General features: G+C 37.5%; 17 protein-coding genes and 1 pseudogene. 5 read left to right on the plus strand and 13 right to left on the minus strand.

All coding sequences use genetic code 11. From position 1 onward, the window contains the following. Positions 1 to 185: 185 nt before the first annotated feature. Positions 186 to 800, minus strand: a pseudogene (gene rhuM / locus BAU17_RS14240) (RhuM family protein). Between the two features lie 287 nt (positions 801 to 1,087). Further along, positions 1,088 to 2,680, minus strand: coding sequence for a type I restriction-modification system subunit M (locus BAU17_RS10945; RefSeq protein ID WP_161902862.1), 1,593 nt, complete (start codon positions 2,678 to 2,680; stop codon positions 1,088 to 1,090). A gap of 174 nt (positions 2,681 to 2,854) precedes the next feature. Between BAU17_RS10945 and BAU17_RS10950 the strand changes: the two genes are divergently transcribed. Genes BAU17_RS10950 through BAU17_RS10970 form a run of 5 tightly spaced genes read left to right on the plus strand, consistent with a single transcriptional unit; the run spans position 2,855 to position 6,368 of the window. Next, positions 2,855 to 3,274 carry a MarR family winged helix-turn-helix transcriptional regulator gene (locus BAU17_RS10950; RefSeq protein ID WP_161902863.1) on the plus strand — a complete coding sequence of 140 codons (420 nt, stop codon included), beginning with the start codon at positions 2,855 to 2,857 and terminating at the stop codon, positions 3,272 to 3,274. Between the two features lie 3 nt (positions 3,275 to 3,277). Then, a complete protein-coding gene (locus BAU17_RS10955; RefSeq protein ID WP_161902864.1) occupies positions 3,278 to 4,237 on the plus strand; it encodes a ring-cleaving dioxygenase in 960 nt (319 codons plus the stop codon). 12 nt (positions 4,238 to 4,249) lie between these two features. Beyond that, positions 4,250 to 5,143 (plus strand): VOC family protein, encoded by an 894-nt coding sequence (locus BAU17_RS10960; RefSeq protein ID WP_161902865.1) that lies wholly within the window; start codon positions 4,250 to 4,252, stop codon positions 5,141 to 5,143. 13 nt (positions 5,144 to 5,156) lie between these two features. Beyond that, the gene (locus BAU17_RS10965) at positions 5,157 to 5,762 is read left to right on the plus strand and encodes a flavin reductase family protein (RefSeq protein WP_161902866.1); all 606 of its coding nucleotides are present in this window, start codon (positions 5,157 to 5,159) and stop codon (positions 5,760 to 5,762) included. A gap of 15 nt (positions 5,763 to 5,777) precedes the next feature. Continuing rightward, entirely contained in the window at positions 5,778 to 6,368 is a 591-nt protein-coding gene (locus BAU17_RS10970) for an alpha/beta hydrolase (RefSeq protein WP_161902867.1), read from the plus strand. Between the two features lie 52 nt (positions 6,369 to 6,420). Here BAU17_RS10970 and BAU17_RS10975 read toward each other — a convergent pair whose 3' ends face one another. The 11 genes from BAU17_RS10975 to BAU17_RS11025 all read right to left on the minus strand — a co-directional run. Further along, positions 6,421 to 7,839 carry a transglutaminase-like domain-containing protein gene (locus BAU17_RS10975; protein ID WP_161902868.1) on the minus strand — a complete coding sequence of 473 codons (1,419 nt, stop codon included), beginning with the start codon at positions 7,837 to 7,839 and terminating at the stop codon, positions 6,421 to 6,423. A 14-nt stretch (positions 7,840 to 7,853) separates the two neighbouring features. Then, positions 7,854 to 8,924 carry a dipeptide epimerase gene (locus BAU17_RS10980; RefSeq protein ID WP_237579120.1) on the minus strand — a complete coding sequence of 357 codons (1,071 nt, stop codon included), beginning with the start codon at positions 8,922 to 8,924 and terminating at the stop codon, positions 7,854 to 7,856. Positions 8,925 to 9,000: 76 nt separating this feature from the next. Further along, positions 9,001 to 10,659: a peptide ABC transporter substrate-binding protein gene (locus tag BAU17_RS10985; protein WP_161902869.1), complete on the minus strand. Its 1,659-nt coding sequence runs from the start codon at positions 10,657 to 10,659 to the stop codon at positions 9,001 to 9,003. Positions 10,660 to 10,798: 139 nt separating this feature from the next. Continuing rightward, entirely contained in the window at positions 10,799 to 11,305 is a 507-nt protein-coding gene (locus BAU17_RS10990; RefSeq protein ID WP_161902870.1) for a P-loop NTPase family protein, read from the minus strand. Positions 11,306 to 11,331: 26 nt separating this feature from the next. After that, the gene (locus tag BAU17_RS10995) at positions 11,332 to 12,294 is read right to left on the minus strand and encodes a tRNA dihydrouridine synthase (protein WP_202622320.1); all 963 of its coding nucleotides are present in this window, start codon (positions 12,292 to 12,294) and stop codon (positions 11,332 to 11,334) included. Positions 12,295 to 12,435: 141 nt separating this feature from the next. Beyond that, the gene (locus tag BAU17_RS11000) at positions 12,436 to 12,954 is read right to left on the minus strand and encodes a histidine phosphatase family protein (RefSeq protein ID WP_161902872.1); all 519 of its coding nucleotides are present in this window, start codon (positions 12,952 to 12,954) and stop codon (positions 12,436 to 12,438) included. 73 nt (positions 12,955 to 13,027) lie between these two features. Beyond that, positions 13,028 to 13,978: a GNAT family N-acetyltransferase gene (locus BAU17_RS11005; RefSeq protein ID WP_161902873.1), complete on the minus strand. Its 951-nt coding sequence runs from the start codon at positions 13,976 to 13,978 to the stop codon at positions 13,028 to 13,030. A 122-nt stretch (positions 13,979 to 14,100) separates the two neighbouring features. After that, complete coding sequence (locus tag BAU17_RS11010; protein WP_161902874.1) at positions 14,101 to 15,342, minus strand: CapA family protein; 1,242 nt, start codon at positions 15,340 to 15,342, stop codon at positions 14,101 to 14,103. 215 nt (positions 15,343 to 15,557) lie between these two features. Then, positions 15,558 to 15,935 carry a DUF3021 domain-containing protein gene (locus BAU17_RS11015; protein ID WP_161902875.1) on the minus strand — a complete coding sequence of 126 codons (378 nt, stop codon included), beginning with the start codon at positions 15,933 to 15,935 and terminating at the stop codon, positions 15,558 to 15,560. 12 nt (positions 15,936 to 15,947) lie between these two features. Further along, positions 15,948 to 16,397, minus strand: coding sequence for a LytTR family DNA-binding domain-containing protein (locus tag BAU17_RS11020; protein WP_161902876.1), 450 nt, complete (start codon positions 16,395 to 16,397; stop codon positions 15,948 to 15,950). Positions 16,398 to 17,055: 658 nt separating this feature from the next. Further along, positions 17,056 to 17,836 (minus strand): MrcB family domain-containing protein (locus BAU17_RS11025; RefSeq protein ID WP_161902877.1); only part of this gene is annotated, 781 nt, incomplete at its 5' end.

The raw sequence follows: 17,836 nt of genomic DNA on the forward strand, positions 1-17,836 counted from the left end.
CTGTTCCCAATCTCCTTCAAAACCCGAAAATCGAATTTCAGGTGTCATTTTTTTCTTCTTATTTGTCATGATTTTCTCCCTTCAAGCGTTGGATATCTTGCGAAAGTGCTTTGAAATAATCTTCATCAACACTTGTGATTTCATGATTATTTTCTTGATATTTTTGATACTCATCATCAACTTTTTTATTCGCATTTTTTTCGACTAACAGTCCCACGACCTTTCAAGATATCGGCTCGTTGATAAGTTAGATATCTATCTAGTTCGGCTTTCCAATCCTCCATGGTCATCGCAGTTTGTGTTTCAGCTTGATACTCCGCAGTATCCAAATAACCTGAAACAATTAAGTTTAGGTGATTCAATTCTTCTTCATCAAGGTAATTTTTAGAAACAGTTAAATCAGATTTTCGAGAATAATTCCCCTTGTAATTGACTAATCCCAAATTATTTTTGCTTGCATCCATTCTTGAAAAAATCAACTCTGGATCTGTTTGACCAGTTACAGCATAGAGCATTTTATTTTGTACCGTTTGAAAAAATTCACGAGCTACTACACTAGAACCATCATAATCGATACTAGTTGCAAATATATCTAGAACTTGTTGATAAAATAAACGCTCACTTGAACGAATATCACGAATTCTTTTTTACAAATTTTTAAAATACATAAGATTGCTTGTCAGTTTCTCTGTGTCCAATGCTGCACCAGTAATCAAGTATTCTTCCAATATTGTAGAAGCATATCGTCGAAATTGCGCACCGCGAGCTGAACGTACGCGATAACCAATTGCTAGAATCATATCAAGATTGTAAAATTTTACTGTTTTTGTTTGTGTCTTTCCCTCAATAGCACCGTGTTTAGTGGTTAGCAACTGATAGTTGCTAACCACTTCTTCAACAAGTTCTCCATCTGAAAAAATAGCCTTGATATGTTTATTAATATTTTGTCTAGTTGTTTGAAAGAGCTCCGCAATCTCTAACTCAGACAGCCAAACTGTCCCATCTTGCAGTCGAAGCTCAATTCTAATCTATCCATCTTTTGTATTATAAAGAATCACATCATTTGCCATAATTATACCTCGCTATCTTACTCTCGAGAAAATACTGCCTTTGTTGCCTCTATTAAATCCCTAGAAGTATCAGTAACAGCTAATTCATCTAACATAGATAAAAATTCTGCTTCTGCTTTGGCAATTTCAGCGTTTAAATCTACCATTTCTTTGCTTAAAGCCACAATGTCAATCGGTTCTTCTTCCTCAAATGTGTCTACATACCTTGGAATATTTAGGTTAAAGTCATTCTCTTCAATTTCTTCAAATGTTGCGACATGGGCATATTTTTCAATATTTTCTCGATTTTTATAGGTTGCTAGAATTCTTTCGATATGCTGAGATTCCAATATATTTTGATTTTTAGCTTTTGTGAAATCATTGGAAGCATCTATAAATAAAACATCCTTGTTCACACGATTTTTTTTCAAAATAATCACGGTAGTAGGAATGCTTGTATTGAAGAAAATGTTGGCTGGTAGCCCAATAACTGTATCAATTGCACCATTTTCAAGCATTATTTTACGAATTTTACCTTCTGCTGCACCACGGAATAACACACCATGAGGTAGAACAATTGCCATTACACCAGAATCCTTCAAATGATAGTATCCGTGTAATAAAAAGGCAAAATCTGCTTTAGATTTCGGTGCTAATACACCATACATTGAAAATCTTGGATCATCTAAAAAACCTTTTTCTGCACTCCATTTTGCACTATACGGAGGGTTCATTAGCACACCATCAAAGTTTGTCGGCTCTTCAGTCGGCCAGTCAGCATCTAACGTATCTCCGTTATGCAAGTGCTGGTTAGCTACATCAACACCATGTAAAATCATATTCATTCGAGCTAAATTATATGTTGATGTATTTAGTTCTTGACCAAAATAATTAATTGTTCCGGGTTCATTAGAATATTTTTTAGCATTTAATAATAATGAGCCTGACCCCATCGTTGGATCATATACACTAAAACCTTTTTGATTTTCTTTTCCTAAGAGGACAATTTGTGTCATTAATGTTGAAACTGGTTGAGGTGTGTAAAATTCTCCTGCTTTTTTCCCAGAATCTGAAGCAAATTGACCAATTAAATATTCGTAGGCATCTCCCAGTGCATCTCCTTCATGTGCAATTTCTAAAGAAGCCAATTCTTTCATAACTGAAGAAATGGTTTGATTTTGCTTTTGTGGAGTTGATCCTAAACGTTTTGAATATAAATCAACATCTTCGAATAAATTTTCAAATAGTTCGCTACTTTGCTCAATGTTTCTAAATCCTTGCATTAAATCTTCCAGTTCAAATCGACCTTTGTAGATTTTTTGAACAAGCGAAGTAAACGTTAATGATGGTTCTAATACATATGAAAAATCATACTTCAATGCGTCTATTAAATCTTCTTTTAATTCCTCATCATTGAAAGCTTGTTCATAAATTGCTTGTGCAGCATTTAAATCCGTAGCTTCTTCTTCCAAAAGATTCACTGCATGATAAAGCATCCTATCTGACAAATATTTATAAAATACCAATCCTAATAGATATGTCTTATATTCATTCGCATCCATTTTTGAGCGCAAAATATCCGCACTATTCCATAACGCTTGATAAAGTGTCTTTGAATTTTTTTCTCCCACTTACGCTTTCCCCCAGTTCTAGTTTTACCTTAATAATAGCAATCATTTCAAAAATAATCTACGGCTTTGTCAACCCAAATTAACTATCCACCCTCTCTTCCGATTCACTTCTCTTTACAACTTACTAAAAGTAAGATATATTTATCTCGAATTCGAAATAAAAGAGGTGAAGAGATGTCTCATCAAGAAGAAGCATTGAAAACATATATTGGACTTTTACGGACAAGTAATCAGCTAGAGCAGCTCGCGAAGCAAGATGTAACTTGTTATAACTTAAATATTACTGAATTTTCGGTGTTGGAATTGCTTTATCATAAAGGACCGCAAACCACACAGGCTATTAAAGAAAAAATTCTAATTGCTAGCAGTAGTACGACATATGTCATTGATCAATTAGTGAAGAAAAAATATGTTACACGTGAAACTAATTCACAAGATCGTCGCGTGATTACGGTCAAAATCACTGAATTAGGGACAGAGCGAATGGCTGAAATTTTCCCATTGCATGCAGCAAGAATTGATAAAAGTTTTGCCAAACTAACGATGGAAGAATTAGAAACACTCCAACAACTATTAAAAAGAATCGAGGAATAACAGATGAAATTAGAAGATCAACTATTAGGATTACACCATGTGACTGCCATGACTAGTGATGCAGTGAAGAACTACCACTTTTTTACCGATATTTTAGGTATGCGTTTAGTGAAGAAAACAGTCAACCAAGATGACATTTATACTTATCATACGTATTTTGCGGATGATATTGGTACACCGGGAACTACTATGACATTCTTTGACTTCCCGAACAATCCGAAAGGCAAAAAAGGCACGAACACTATCTCTCGAACAAGCTTCCGTGTACCGACAGATGCTGCATTAGAATATTACGAAGAACGATTTGAACAATACAAGGTCAAACACGAACCTATCACGACAGAATTTGGTAAAAAGGTATTACGTTTTTGGGATTTTGATGAGCAAGCGTATCAATTGATTTCTGACGAACTAAATCAAGGAATGAAAGCTGGGATTCCTTGGAAAAAAGGACCTGTTCCTGAAGAATTTGCGATTTATGGCCTAGGACCGGTTGAAATTTCCATCTCTTATTTTGCTGATTTTAAAGGAATTTTTGAAGGTATCTTTGGTTTTAATACGATTCAACAAGAAGGCAATCGTTACTTGCTTGAAGTTGGTGAAGGGGGTAACGGCGCGCAAATTATTTTAGTAGATGACGCTACGAGTCCACAAGCAGAACAAGGTTATGGAGAAGTTCACCATGTTGCTTTCCGTTTAGCAGATCGCAAATCATTGGCGGTTTGGCAAGAGGTATATACAAAACTTGGTTTACCAAATTCTGGCTATGTCGATCGTTATTATTTTGAATCACTCTACGTACGAATTGGTCATATTTTAGTAGAGCTAGCAACAGATGAACCTGGATTTATGGGCGATGAACCGTATGAAACTCTAGGCGAAAGCTTGTCACTAGCACCATTTTTAGAAAATCGCCGTGACTATATCGAAAGTGTCATTAAACCATTTGATTCTAGCAGATAAGGAGGAACTATTATGCAACCTATTACTGCAATTCATCATATTTCTGCAATTGTTGGTGATCCACAAGAGACCCTTGATTTTTATCGTACGGTCTTAAATTTACGTTTCGTTAAACAAACAGTGAACTTTGATGATGAACATTCATATCATTTATATTTTGCCAACCAATCCATCGATGATGGGACTTTACTCACTTTCTTTAATTGGAAGAATGCCTATCAAGGACGTGTTGGTAGCGGACAAGTTGGAACGATTGCCTTTCGAGTGCCTAAGGGAAGTTTTGCTTATTGGAAAGCACGCTTTACTCAACATCAAGTTGCTTTTACTGAAAGTCAGCTGTTTCAGCAACCGACCATCGAATTCGGTGATGTGCATCAACTTGCATTGGCACTAGTTGAAAGTGATGAAGTCGCCGCATCGCCAGAAATTTTAGGTTTCCATGGTGCAGTCTTATTATCATCTTATCCCAAAGCCACTGCTCAAACGCTAACCAAAGATTTAGGTTTGACTCACCTTGCAGAAACCGACACACATAATTATTTCCAAACAGTTGGTGACGTTCATCATCAGATTGTACTCCCTAAAACGCCTTTACCAAAAGGACGCTGGGGAATTGGCACGGTGCATCATATCGCTTGGTCTGTCCCTACCGATGAAGAACAATTCGCATGGCAAACGTATCTTTCTACGCAACGCTACCGAGTGACGGAAATTAAAGATCGCAAGTATTTTAAAGCTCTCTATTTTCCAGAATTTGGTGACGTGATGTTTGAAATGGCAACGAAACAACCTGGTTTGACCGTCGATGAAGCCTTCGACGAACTGGGTACGCATTTTGTCTTACCTGCACATTTTGAATCACGACGCGCAGAAATTGTAGCCAATTTACCTGAATTAATACTTTAAAGGAGGAGCTTCCTTGTTACAATTTGATCCAACACAATTAACTGAACGAGAAAATTATAAATTATTAATTGGCTCGATTATTCCACGACCAGTGGCAGTTATGACAACACAAGACAATGACATTCTAAATATTGCACCGTTTAGCTATTTTAATATCGTAAGTACCGAGCCTGCCATTGTGTCTGTCGCTATCCAACGTAAAAATGGCCAGCAAAAAGACACCGCACGAAATTTACTAGCAACCAACGAAGCGGTCATTCATATCTTAGATGAACAAAATGTGACAGACGCCAATCAAACGGCAGCTCAATTGTCACCGACAACGAGTGAGCTAACGGTCACTAAATTTACAACGACAAATTCTGAAAAAGTAAGCGTACCTGCGCTAAAAGAAGCACGTGTACGCTTTGAAACCACACTCTACCAACATATCCCGATCACAAAAGAAGACCATGTGACCGCCGATTTGTTTTTATTAGAAATCAAACAGTACCACATCAATCAAGAAATTTACGAAGACGGACGTATTAATCCCAATAAGTTAGCAGCAGTCAGTCGCTTGGCTGGCAATGCTTACGCAACCATTGGTGATATTTTTGAACTGGTACGTCCAGAATAAAAAGGAGGTAATGACATGCACGCTATTTTTCAACAAGGTCATCCTGAGGCTCCGGTACTCGTGCTTTTACATGGGACCGGAGGCGATGAACATTCGCTACTAGAAGTAGGTAAAACATTAAATCAGCAAGCCTCTTTGCTCAGCATTCGAGGAAATGTCTTAGAAAACGGGATGCCCCGCTTTTTCCGCCGTTTGGCAGAAGGTGTTTATGACGAAGCCGATTTAGCTGCGCGTGGAGCAGAATTAAACGAGTTTATTCAAGAAGCAGCTGAAAAATACCAATTCTCGTTAAGCAATGTCGTCTTAGTTGGCTATTCAAATGGCGCAAATATTGCCATTCACTTGCTTTTAAGTGACCCTACTTTCCAACAAGCGATTCTTTTCCATCCAATGTATCCGGTAGACAATATTCCAACACAATCGCTACCTGAAACACGTATTTTTATGAGCTTAGGGACCCATGATCCCATTGTTCCCGTAGCTGAGAGTCAACACGTGATCCAATTATTTGAAGACCGTCAAGCATCTGTGACCACCCTATGGACGCGAAGTCATCAATTGACGTATGAAGAAGTCCAACAAGCCCAAGAATGGCTACACGCCTAAAAAAATGCCCGTAACAACGATTATCGATGTTACGGGCGCTTTTATTTTCTTACTAATCGAATAATTCAAAGGAAACTAAAGAGAATCCCCAATCCAATTCATTGTAGCGATACCCACGAATAGCTGACTCAAATTCACCACGCTGATTGTCAATTGGATCCCCACGCAGTTGCTTCTTATTCACGGTAAATGCAGCTTGAATGTCATCATTTGCCGGCATGCGGAAAATATCTAAGTTACCAAAATAATACTTCCAACGCGTCTCATTACCACCACGATAAGCACTTCCACCAAAGGACGCATCGGCATACACCCAGCCGATTGTTGGCAAATAAAATTTCGCCCAATCATGGCAACCTTGCGTATACTCTGAAACATATAAACCAGACTCCCATTTAGCAGGAATCCCCGCCATGCGACAAAGCGTGATAAACAGCAATGCTTGAACACCACAATCACCTTTTTGATTCATGGCGCAATATTCACTAATATTTGGAATCGTATAGTATTCACGCATGAAAGAATAATTCACTTGTGTTGTGACAAATTCATAGATTTTGAACGCTTTTTCCACTAATGTCATCTCAGCTGTCGTTAATTCTGCCAATAACGTGCGCAGAAATTCCGTAAACATGATGTGTGGACTTTTTTCTTGCAATTCAGCATGATACCTTTGCTGTTCTTCTTCGGTTAATGTTTTCGGAAAATCTTTCTCTTCCATGATAGCAAATAGATCATGATACACCGCTTCAATCTCATACTCATGGATCACTTCAAATGAAAGCTCACTAGCATCACTTGTTTGAAACGCAATCGTTCGTTGAATCGCATCTTCTTGGTCAATGTGCTGCACATTCCCTTTGGTGGCAATCACTTTTGACTGTTTCACGTGACCATTCGCACGTGGTAATGGCAAGTGTGCCAAAAAAGGCCCCTCTTCATTCGTCAATCTTTCTTTTGGTGCAATGGATTGTTTTAATTGAATACGCGCCCGTCGTTTTTTGGCTTTTTTCATAACCACAATGTTGTCATCCAGTTCTGTTTGACGCTCGTTATCAATCGTGTTGCCTTCTTCAAAACGGTAGCGTTCATAGTAATCACGACGCGTTTTGACTAAATTTTCGATAAAGCGGCGATGGTAGTATTTTTGCCCTTCATGATAAATCCATTCGACATCTGCTGATACGACAATATCTTCTAATTCTTGCGGTTCAAAATTTTCAAACGCTTCTTCCATCAAACGACACGCTTCTTGTTCATCAAATGGATATTGATTAGCTTCTAATACAGTCAAAATAGCAAGTTCGCCTTCTAAACGGCGCTTTAATGTGGCACTCGTTTGACTTTTGTTTAATTTATGTGCAATTAACTTTTTGGCTAAGCTAATATCGCCATAGTCCTTTGCACGTTGAATATCTTCTGGAATTGGCACAGATAGATAGGATAGTTCATTTAGTTCACTGGCTTTCATCAAAAAGATCCTTTCTACAATTGTATTCCTAGTCCTGGTTGGCTATTGCTTAAATCAATCATCGGGGTTGCTTTTGTTCCAACGATTCCTTCATAAGCTAATTCTTTTAGGGAGAAAGTGGCATCCAAATCAGCAAATTGAATGTTTGGTTGGGCTGCAGCTAAATGCGTAGCCGCCGCCACACTAATATTGGACTCTCCACTCATACAACCAATCATACAGCCGATGCCTGCACTCTCACAAAGGCTAATAATTTTTAAGGCTGGATAAATTCCGCCACATTTCATTAACTTAATATTTACGTAGTCCACGCAATCGCGCTTAGCTAACATAAACGCATCTTGGGGAATAAAGGCACTTTCATCTGACATGACTTTATCGACAACTTGATCACGCACAAACTTTAACCCATCAATATTTTTTGCTGCTACTGGTTGTTCGATAAATTCAATGTCATAGGCACTCATCCGATTGATAGCGCGAATTGCATCTTTCGGTGTCCAACCTTGGTTGGCATCTACTCGTAATTTAATCGTTGGTCCTACGGCTTCACGAATGGCTTGAATTCGTTGAATATCTTCTACCGGATCAACGCCTACTTTAATTTTTATTGCTTGAAAGCCTTGGTCTACCCATTTTTTGGCTTCACTCGCCATCACTGCTGGTGTATCAATACTAACAGTCATATCCGTATGCACATGGTCTTGATAACCACCTAATAATTGATACAAAGGCAATCCCGCAATTTTTCCCATAATATCATAGCAAGCAATATCAATGGCTGTTTTTGCGGCACCGTTCCCTAACATGGCGCGGTTCATAATCGCATGAATTTTGGCAATGTGTAAAGGGTTTTCACCGATTAATTTTTCAGATAATAATTCGAGTGCCCCTTGACAACTTTGCAATGTCTCTCCAGTAACAAAAGTTTCTGGAGCTGCTTCGCCCACACCAATGATGCCATCATCTGTTGTGACTTTGACAAAAATGGTGTCAGCTTCTGTAATCGTGCCTAATGCGATGGTAAAGGGACTGTTTAATGCGACTGTTTGTGCTTGAAATTCTATTTTTGCAATTTTACTCAATGCATACTCCTCCTAATCATATCAATAGAAAAAGCAGAGAACTTCGAAACGATTGAAGTTCTCCACTTCAGTTGTTTTATTTTACGCTTGCCCATTTGTAATCATAAGATGCACCAGCACCATGTACGACTACATCTTGAATTTTTTCTGCACGTAAATGTCCTGACGCCTGTTGGTAAACAGGGACAACACCCATATCATCCATTAAAATTTTCTCAGCATCTAACATATTTTTCCAACGTGCGCTTGGATCAGTTGCATTGGTTGTTGCCGCTTCTTTCATCAATGCATCATACTCTGCGTTTGACCATTTTCCACGCCCAGTTGATTTCTCTGTTGTAAATAGGTCAAGGAATGTACTAGGATCCGCATAATCGGCGCCCCAGCCACCCATGACAATATCATAATCTTCTTGTTGCTGACGATCTAAACGAACTGATATTGGCACAACCGACAACTTCACAGTGAAGCCATCTAACGTTTCTTGTAGGGCGCCTTGTACATATTGGGATACTGCTCGTACAGAGTCTGTATCATCTGCCAAAAATTCTACTTCTAAACTATCAATCCCCAATTCTGATTTCGCTTTTTCCCAATATTCTTTGGCTTTTTCTGGGTCGTAACTTAAATCGGCTGCCGCTTCTTCTACAAAGTCTTTGTTATTATCTGGATCAAAAGACATCCCTTCTGGAATAATGGTGGTAGAAGCCACCGAACCATCTCCTAACACCTGTTTGACCATTGACTCACGGTCAATTGCGTAAGAAATTGCTTTTCGTAAATTAATATTTCTAAATGGTGAATCACTTGCTTCTTGATTTAACGCTAAATAAGATGTCCGTGATTCTTTATCAACCACATAATCAGGATTACTTGCATTTTGTTGCGCTAATTCACCACTTAATGTGACATCATCTAAGGCACCATCTTGGAATAGATTCAAACCTGTTGCTGATTCTTTGACAACCGTCACATTGATTTGCTCAAGTTTTACATTCTCTGCATCCCAATAATCGTCATTTTTTTCATAGCCCCATTCCGTATCCACACCTGGTCCATCAAAACCAGTCAATACAAACGGTCCATTATAAATGGCATCGTCACTAGTTTGCGCATAATTATCGCCTTTTTCTTCCACAATCGCTTTATTTTGTGGGAAGAATGAAGGAAATGCCAATAAATAATCAAAATATGGTGTCGCCACATCCAATGTCACTTTTAATTCATAATCACTAACAGCTTCAATTCCTAATTCAGAAACATCGGCTTCGCCAGCAGTAATTTTTTCTGCGTTAGCAACGGGTGCATATAAGTAAGCATACTCAGATGCTGTTTTAGGGTCGACTGTTCGTTGCCAACCTGTCACATAATCGTCTGCTGTTACAGGTTCACCATTTGACCAAACCGCGTCTTCTCTCAAATGAAACGTATACGTTAACCCATCTTCGCTAATCTCCGCCATTTCAGCAGCTCCTGCTGGAATAGGCTTATTATCAGCATCCAAACGATAAAGTCCTTCATAAACATTATTCAATGCCGTAAAACTAATCGTATCTCTTGCAATCGATAAATCCGCACTCGGCATTTCTTGTGGTACTGCAACGTTAAACACTTGCTCTGAATTAGATGCATTGCCCTCAGTGCCCGTTGAGTCAGTTGTTTGGTCGCCACCACCACATGCTGCGAGTAAAACTGTACAACTGAACAACGTGCCTAATAAAAATCTTTTTTTCATTTCGTTTCCCCCTTTTATTTTTACCAATAACCTAGCATTATATTAGCTGAATTTTCTGATAATTGCAAATTTTTATTTTTCAGTAAAAAAAAGAACTTTTGTAAATCTAATTACAAGAGTTCTTTGATTATTATTTGTCTTACTTATATGTTTGATACAACGCATCTAATTCTCGTTGGTTACGAATAATCACTGTTTTATCTGGATACTTTTTTGCGATGTCTTGGTAATGTTGCTGATGTGATTTAGTACGTCCCTCATACAACACCCACCAAATAAATTCCCTATCTAATTTTTCCTCACAGCCTGCTGCCATATCTGGACGCGTCTGACCACGGTATTTTAGGTAACGACCAACAATCCGTTTAAGCGAAGCCCAACGTGAAAAAAGCAATAAAATAATTTGATCTGCTTGTGCCAACCGCTCGGCTTGATAAAACCGCGTATAGTTTCCATCAATTACCCACTGCTCTTTCTTAAGTTGCTGATGAACAATGGCTTTTGCTTCTTCATCTGGGCGTGTTTCCCAGTTTGCTTCAAATTGAGCAGTGTCCAAATGCAAACAAGGAATCGCTCGCTGACGACTAATGTAATTCGCCAAGGTTGATTTTCCACTACCAGAGTAACCTAAAATAGCAATTTTCATTGTCCATCCACCTCTCTTTTGTTGATTTACGCTTGTTGTGTAAATTCCCCCAAGATGTCTCGGACTTCTGCCGTTGATTTAGTATTCATTAAACGAACACGCAAATCACTTGCCCCAGGGAAACCTTTCACATAAATTTTAAAGAAACGATGCAAGCCCACAATCGAACGCGGAACTAATTCTGAATATTTGTCTTGTAAATCAAGTTGTAAGTGCAACAATCCTAGCAATTCTTCGGAGGTGTGCTCTTTGGGCTCTTTTTCAAACGCATACGGATTTTTGAAAATCCCACGACCAATCATAATACCATCCACACCATATTTTTCAGCAAGTGCTAAGCCTGCTTGACGATCGGCAATATCGCCATTAATCGTAATCGTCGTATTTGGTGCGACACGGTCACGAATCGCCATAATTTGTGGAATTACTTCATAATGTGCATCCACTTTACTCATCTCTTTACGTGTGCGTAAATGTACCGATAAATTCGCAATATCTTGCTGCAACAAATGCGTAATCCATGCTTCCATCTCATCGATTTCTGTATAACCAATACGGGTCTTTACACTAACAGGAAGACCACCCGCTTTTGCTGCTTCAATTAATTCCGCCGCAACTTCTGGGCGATTAATTAAGCCGCTCCCTTTGCCACGACCGGCCACATTAGGTACCGGACACCCCATGTTGATATCCAAACCTTTAAAGCCCATTTCAGCCATCCCAAGACTCATTTGACGGAAATATTCTGGATTATCGCCCCAAATATGTGCCACCATCGGCTGCTCATCTTCCGTAAAAACCAAGCGCCCACGCACGCTTTGAATACCGTCTGGATGACAATAACTATCTGAATTTGTAAACTCCGTAAAAAAGACATCCGGTGCGCCCGCTGCTTGAACCACATGGCGAAAGACAACATCCGTCACATCTTCCATCGGTGCCAAAACAAAAAAAGGCTTCGGTAATTCTGCCCAAAAATTATTCATTATATACATCTTCCTTTCACTCATCATTGCATCCTACATATGCAACTTTCCAAAACATCATTATTATACTAGGAATACAAGGGAGATGCAAAAGTCGGGTTTGTATAAAAGACAATAGTTGGACTCCTCTCAGGTGTAGCATCTTCAATAATTAAACTCATATATTCCACAGAAATCAATATCTTCTAATCCAGTAAATAACCGAATGACTGCTGCATGAGTCACACAGGCAATGCATTCGTATCCTTTACTCTTGTAAGCATCGAACACCTGACTCACACGTTCATAGACTTCTTCTTTGCTTTCACATTGTAGCGGTGATTCATTCGTACCATTTAAATAATCCAAATACGCACTTGGTACTTGTTCTGCAGACGCCAATTTCGTGCCGGTTTTATCTGGTAACCATTCATGAAGCAACAGTTCAACGATAACTGAAATATTTTGGAACCGAACCATTTCAAGCGTTGTCTGCATCGCTCTTGTGTAAGGAGATGACAATACAAGCTCGATTTCATCAAAAATAGAGTGACCGGTATTCGCTTTAGCTTGCGCAATACCAGTCTCTGTAAGTCGAGCTAAGTCCCTACCAAATCCCTTATATTTTGCTTCTGTAACTTGATGGTAATCTGGCTCGCCGTGGCGAATTAAATAGATTTTCATAATGGCCTCCTATAAAAATATAAGATTAATCTTATATTTTTCTTTTTTATGCCTAACAAAGTCAAGCTAGTTTTTACAAATATTTTTGTAAAATAACCTCATCCCCATTCATCTCTCCTGTTTCTTGAAAGCCAAAACTTTTATAAAGTCGCAATGCTTTAAAATTACTTGATTTTGTCGATAAGGTGATAACTTCTACGTTCGCACGTCGAAAATATTTCTCAATAATGAGACTTAATGCTTTTCGAGCATAACCTTTCTGCTGGTACTTTTCATCAATCATCAATTGCCATAACCAGTAACGTTTATCTTTCTCCGGAATTTTTTCATCAAAAACCAAAGCTGCATACCCAATTACTTCATTATTTAATCGAATAAAATAAGCTTCCGCAACATCTAATTTCTCTGCTTCATGAATTGCTTCTGGAACTGTTAAAACTAAATTTTTATTTTTTTGTTCATTGGAAACATGTAGCATCTCTCCTAAAAAATAATTTTGAGTATCAACTGAAAGTAATCCAATATCATCTTCATCCACAGAGTTAATTCGTTTTTGTAATTCTAACTCAACAGCATTTGAACCAATGGTATTTGGTTCATAGACATGCAAAATCGTATGAAATCCGACTGATTGCCAAAATTTCAATCCCAAATAATTAACAGAAGACACAACTAATTCGGCAGTTTCGAGAGTTTTGCCATACCTTTTCTCTAGTTCTTGTATCGCTAGTCTTGCTAAACCTCTTGCACGATACTTTTCATCTATATAAAAGTGTAAAATATAAATGTTGGTTGGTGACTCATCAAAGACCCAGAGGTAACCTATTATTTCATCTAGATAATAAACACTTAAACAATGACACCTTTCATGTGGAATAGCTGGAATAACCTCATTAATATTGATTAATGGTGGTAATGTTTCTCGGCCTTCTACACGCTGAAAATACGCTTTGGATTCTTCATAAATTTGGTTGAGTCTTAGCTTTTCTTTTTCAGCGGCTACTTTTATTTTTATTAATTGCATATTTTTTCTCCTTGTTAAATAATTTGTACTTATTTAACATTGAAAGTTGGTCTACCCATAAAAATCCCCCCTCAATTACTTTTATCTAACACCACTACAGACAAGCAGTCTTACGCACCACACTACTCCCACTTCAAATCCAATAACTCCAACATTTCATGGTATGCTGTTTCGATTCGTTGACGTGTTTCTTCTGGCACTTGATCTGCAGATTTTCCGCCTGGTAAATAATCTTCTGCTAAGACAACTTGGAAATCGTATGCTTGCATATTGCCATATTCAAAATCATAATACATATGATTAGCGATTGGTTCTCTAGATACCCAAGTAGGGTGCAAAGTTACATTGCTTAAATACGTTCGCTCGCCATCTTTAGTAATTTCGACTTCAGGAATGACGCCACGTTCGGTCCAATAGTCATTATTGACTGTTTCAAACCGTTGATTCGACAACAAATTCCCCATTGAATAAATGATAAACTTCTTCTCGCCATCTTTTTCAATGATTTCTGTTGGTTCCGCAACATGCGGATGACCACCAAAAATAATATCAGCACCAGAATCAATCATTTTTCGATAATTGGTTTGTTGTACTTCGGTTGGCTCCAATGCGTACTCCACACCATCTTGCGGCATAACAATCGTAATGTCGGCTATTTTTTCGGCTTTTTTGATATCTGTCTCCACTTCATCCATCGACAAATCATTTAAATATTTGTCGTAATCTTTCTTACTGATACTTTCTTCAATCCCATTAAAACCATAAGAATAGGCTAACATTGCCACCTTGATACCCTTAACTTCTTTGACTAAAATACCGTCATTATCCACATTTACACCAATCGTATCTAAACCCGCGTCATGAAATGTAGTTGCCGTCGTTACGACACCTTCAATACCTGTGTCTAAAATGTGGTTATGCGCCAAATCAATCACATCAAAACCTGCATCTTTAATACTATCAACAACTGTTGGCGGCGCATTGAATAATGGAAATCCGCCAACTTCTCGCTTAGGATTAATCGTACCTTCAAAATCGCCTAAAGCAATATCTGCTGAAGAAATCAGTGGTTTCACCTTCTCATAATCATTATCAAAATCATAATTTTCACCATCAAATGAACTCAAATACAACGGACGATGATACAACATATCTCCACTTGCAGTAACGGTAATTGTTTGCGGTCCTTGCTTTTTATTGGGTTCGCTTGTTTCATTGGTTGCCGAAGTCTCATCACTTTTCTGTGATGCTAAACCTTTATAAATGATAAAGTAACCAGTATAGCTCATTGATAGAAACAACATCCCCACCAATACACCAAAAACCAACTTTTTCCCTTTTCTAGAAAGTTTGCGTTTCGTCATTTCTTATTCACTCCTTTTTGAAAGCGGAACCAAAAATGGTGATATCAAAACCATTCATTTTCTTATAAAATATTATACCGAAGATTTTATCGGTTTAGTAGTTAAATTTTGATTTCTCGTTGCGATTGAACGAAAAGACCACGCTCTTATACATTCTTAAGAGCATGGTCTTTGACTTAATTTACTAGTCTTTTTTAGCAACAATACTAATTATTCTATTCAAACTTCTTATTTAATTCCTCAAGTTCTTTTTTTTCTTTGAAATAGAAAACTGTCCAAATCACAAAGAAAATTGTAAAAAATAGTACCGAAGCTGTAACAATCACTCCGAGTTTAAAAGGAAACCAATGACCAAAATAGGCTGCCACTAAAAAGCTTACATATCCCCCTGATAATTGAAAAATAGTTTTCGATAGAAGAGACAGTTTGGTACTTTCATGAATAGTCGACAGCACGCCCATGACAATCCCTAAACCAACAATCAGTAAAATATTTCGACGGACTTCATGATCTGCAAAGAAGATTCCTGACATCGTAAAAATAATACTACTTACTCCCACACCTAGTAAGCCATTCTTGATTATTTTTTTCATTGTAACTCCCTCCTAATTAATCTGTCGTAAAATTTTCTTTAAATTTGGCAAGTAACGTCGCGAAATCGTTTGTTTTCTCCCACTTTTTAAAATCGCTAGCATATTACCTGAAAATGAGTTTTCTAAGCGTTGAATTTGCTTGATATTAATAATTGTTGATTTTGTAATTTGAACAAATTGTTGTCCATTTAAGCGCTCTTTGATTTTATACAGACGACCACGAAAGATAATCTTTTCATTATTTATCGTTAAAATAACCACTTCATCAGCAAAAATTTCAATAATTTCGATTTCATGTACTTGTACAACCTGAATACCATCTTTTGTTTTTACCGTAAACATGTCTTTTTCTTGCACATTGGACAATTGTAACAGTAACTCATTGGCTAATTCATTGGTCGGTGACTCAATTAGTACCCTTAACCCATCAATTGTGGCATCAATTCTTACTTTGATTTCCATGGCTATCCCTCCTTTTCAACTATATTGTACACGATGGGATTGAATTATTGTGCTTTTTTCTATAAGCGGTTGGGGAATTGGTATGAGAGGTAGTGTTGGAAGAATTTGAGTGGAGTGTGTATAAGAAGATAGTGGAAAAATAATCGAAAGTATAAATCACGTACAACAAAAGATAAAAAAAACACTTTTCGCAATTGGAAAGTGTCTGAATCGTTGATATAGAAACAATTAAGGTTTTGATAATTGAGAAGCTTTACGAGCTTTTTTAAGGCCTGGTTAAACAAATTTTTATTTTATATCGTTTTACAAGTCTACTAATGGTGCAAAGTCAATGTTCTCTTGCTCATGGGGTTTTGTAGAACTGTATAAAGTTATATGTTGCTAATATCTCAAATCATTACCACAACTTGGTAAGTTGGCTGATTGAAGAATACTATCTACTTTTGTACCATATTTTTCATCCTTTATCGTCCGGTAAATCGTCGTTGCGGATATTGCTTTTTATTAATCTAGTTAGGTTACCAACTATTCGGTATTATCTCGTAGCGAGCTGATGTCCCTCAGAAATAATTATTGTTACTTTTTAAATCCTAAAATCGAATTAGTCCGCTATCATTTTCTATAAAACTCGATGAACTATAGATAACCTCATCCAAAATTATTCATAGAATGAAAACAACTTTTCAATAGAGATTTCGAGACCTACTTGCTTCATTTTATCTTTTGATTTTGAGAAGAGGACATTTAAAACTTCATTTCTTTCTTTTTTTCTCCCATGATGTATTAATCTATGACAATTTGGACAAATACATTTTATATTCGCTGTTTTATCTAAACTATATTCAAAATCTTCTTGCTGACCCATTGGTATTAAGTGATGAGCTTCCATGTAAGGCTTGCCCGTTTTATTGGAGACAAATGTTGCATGTCGGTAATCGACTTCACAGTAATAGTTTGCTCTTTGCAGTGCTGTAGCTGCTATAGCACTATCTCTTGGCCATCTCTTTCGGCCCCTACCATCAATAATCGGATCGTTTCTCTTTGATGGCTTCGCTTCCTCAGCCGTTAGCTGGTATTCATATCCTATCAAAAATTCTTCTATAGTATTTTGAAATTTTAATTCTTCTTCAAAATTCTCTCCATAAAGTCCGTAATCATTTGACAGCAATTCTTTATAAAAATCACTAAAATCTCTATTTTCCCCAATATTGACTTGAACCTCATTCAACATTTCCACAAAAGACTTTAAATCCCTTTCGATTCTATCTTCCGCAACCAAAGAATATTGGTCATAATACGTACTGAAAATAGTTCCCAACTCATATCCTTTTGATAAATTATTTTTGCCGGCTAATAATATTGACCCTACAGGATATCCCCGATTATTTAATCTTTCTCCTAGGAGATGTGAAGCAGATAGGTTCTGTTGCAAAGTCTCA

The organism is Candidatus Enterococcus willemsii (assembly GCF_009933335.1).
Classification (GTDB): domain Bacteria; phylum Bacillota; class Bacilli; order Lactobacillales; family Enterococcaceae; genus Enterococcus_F; species Enterococcus_F willemsii.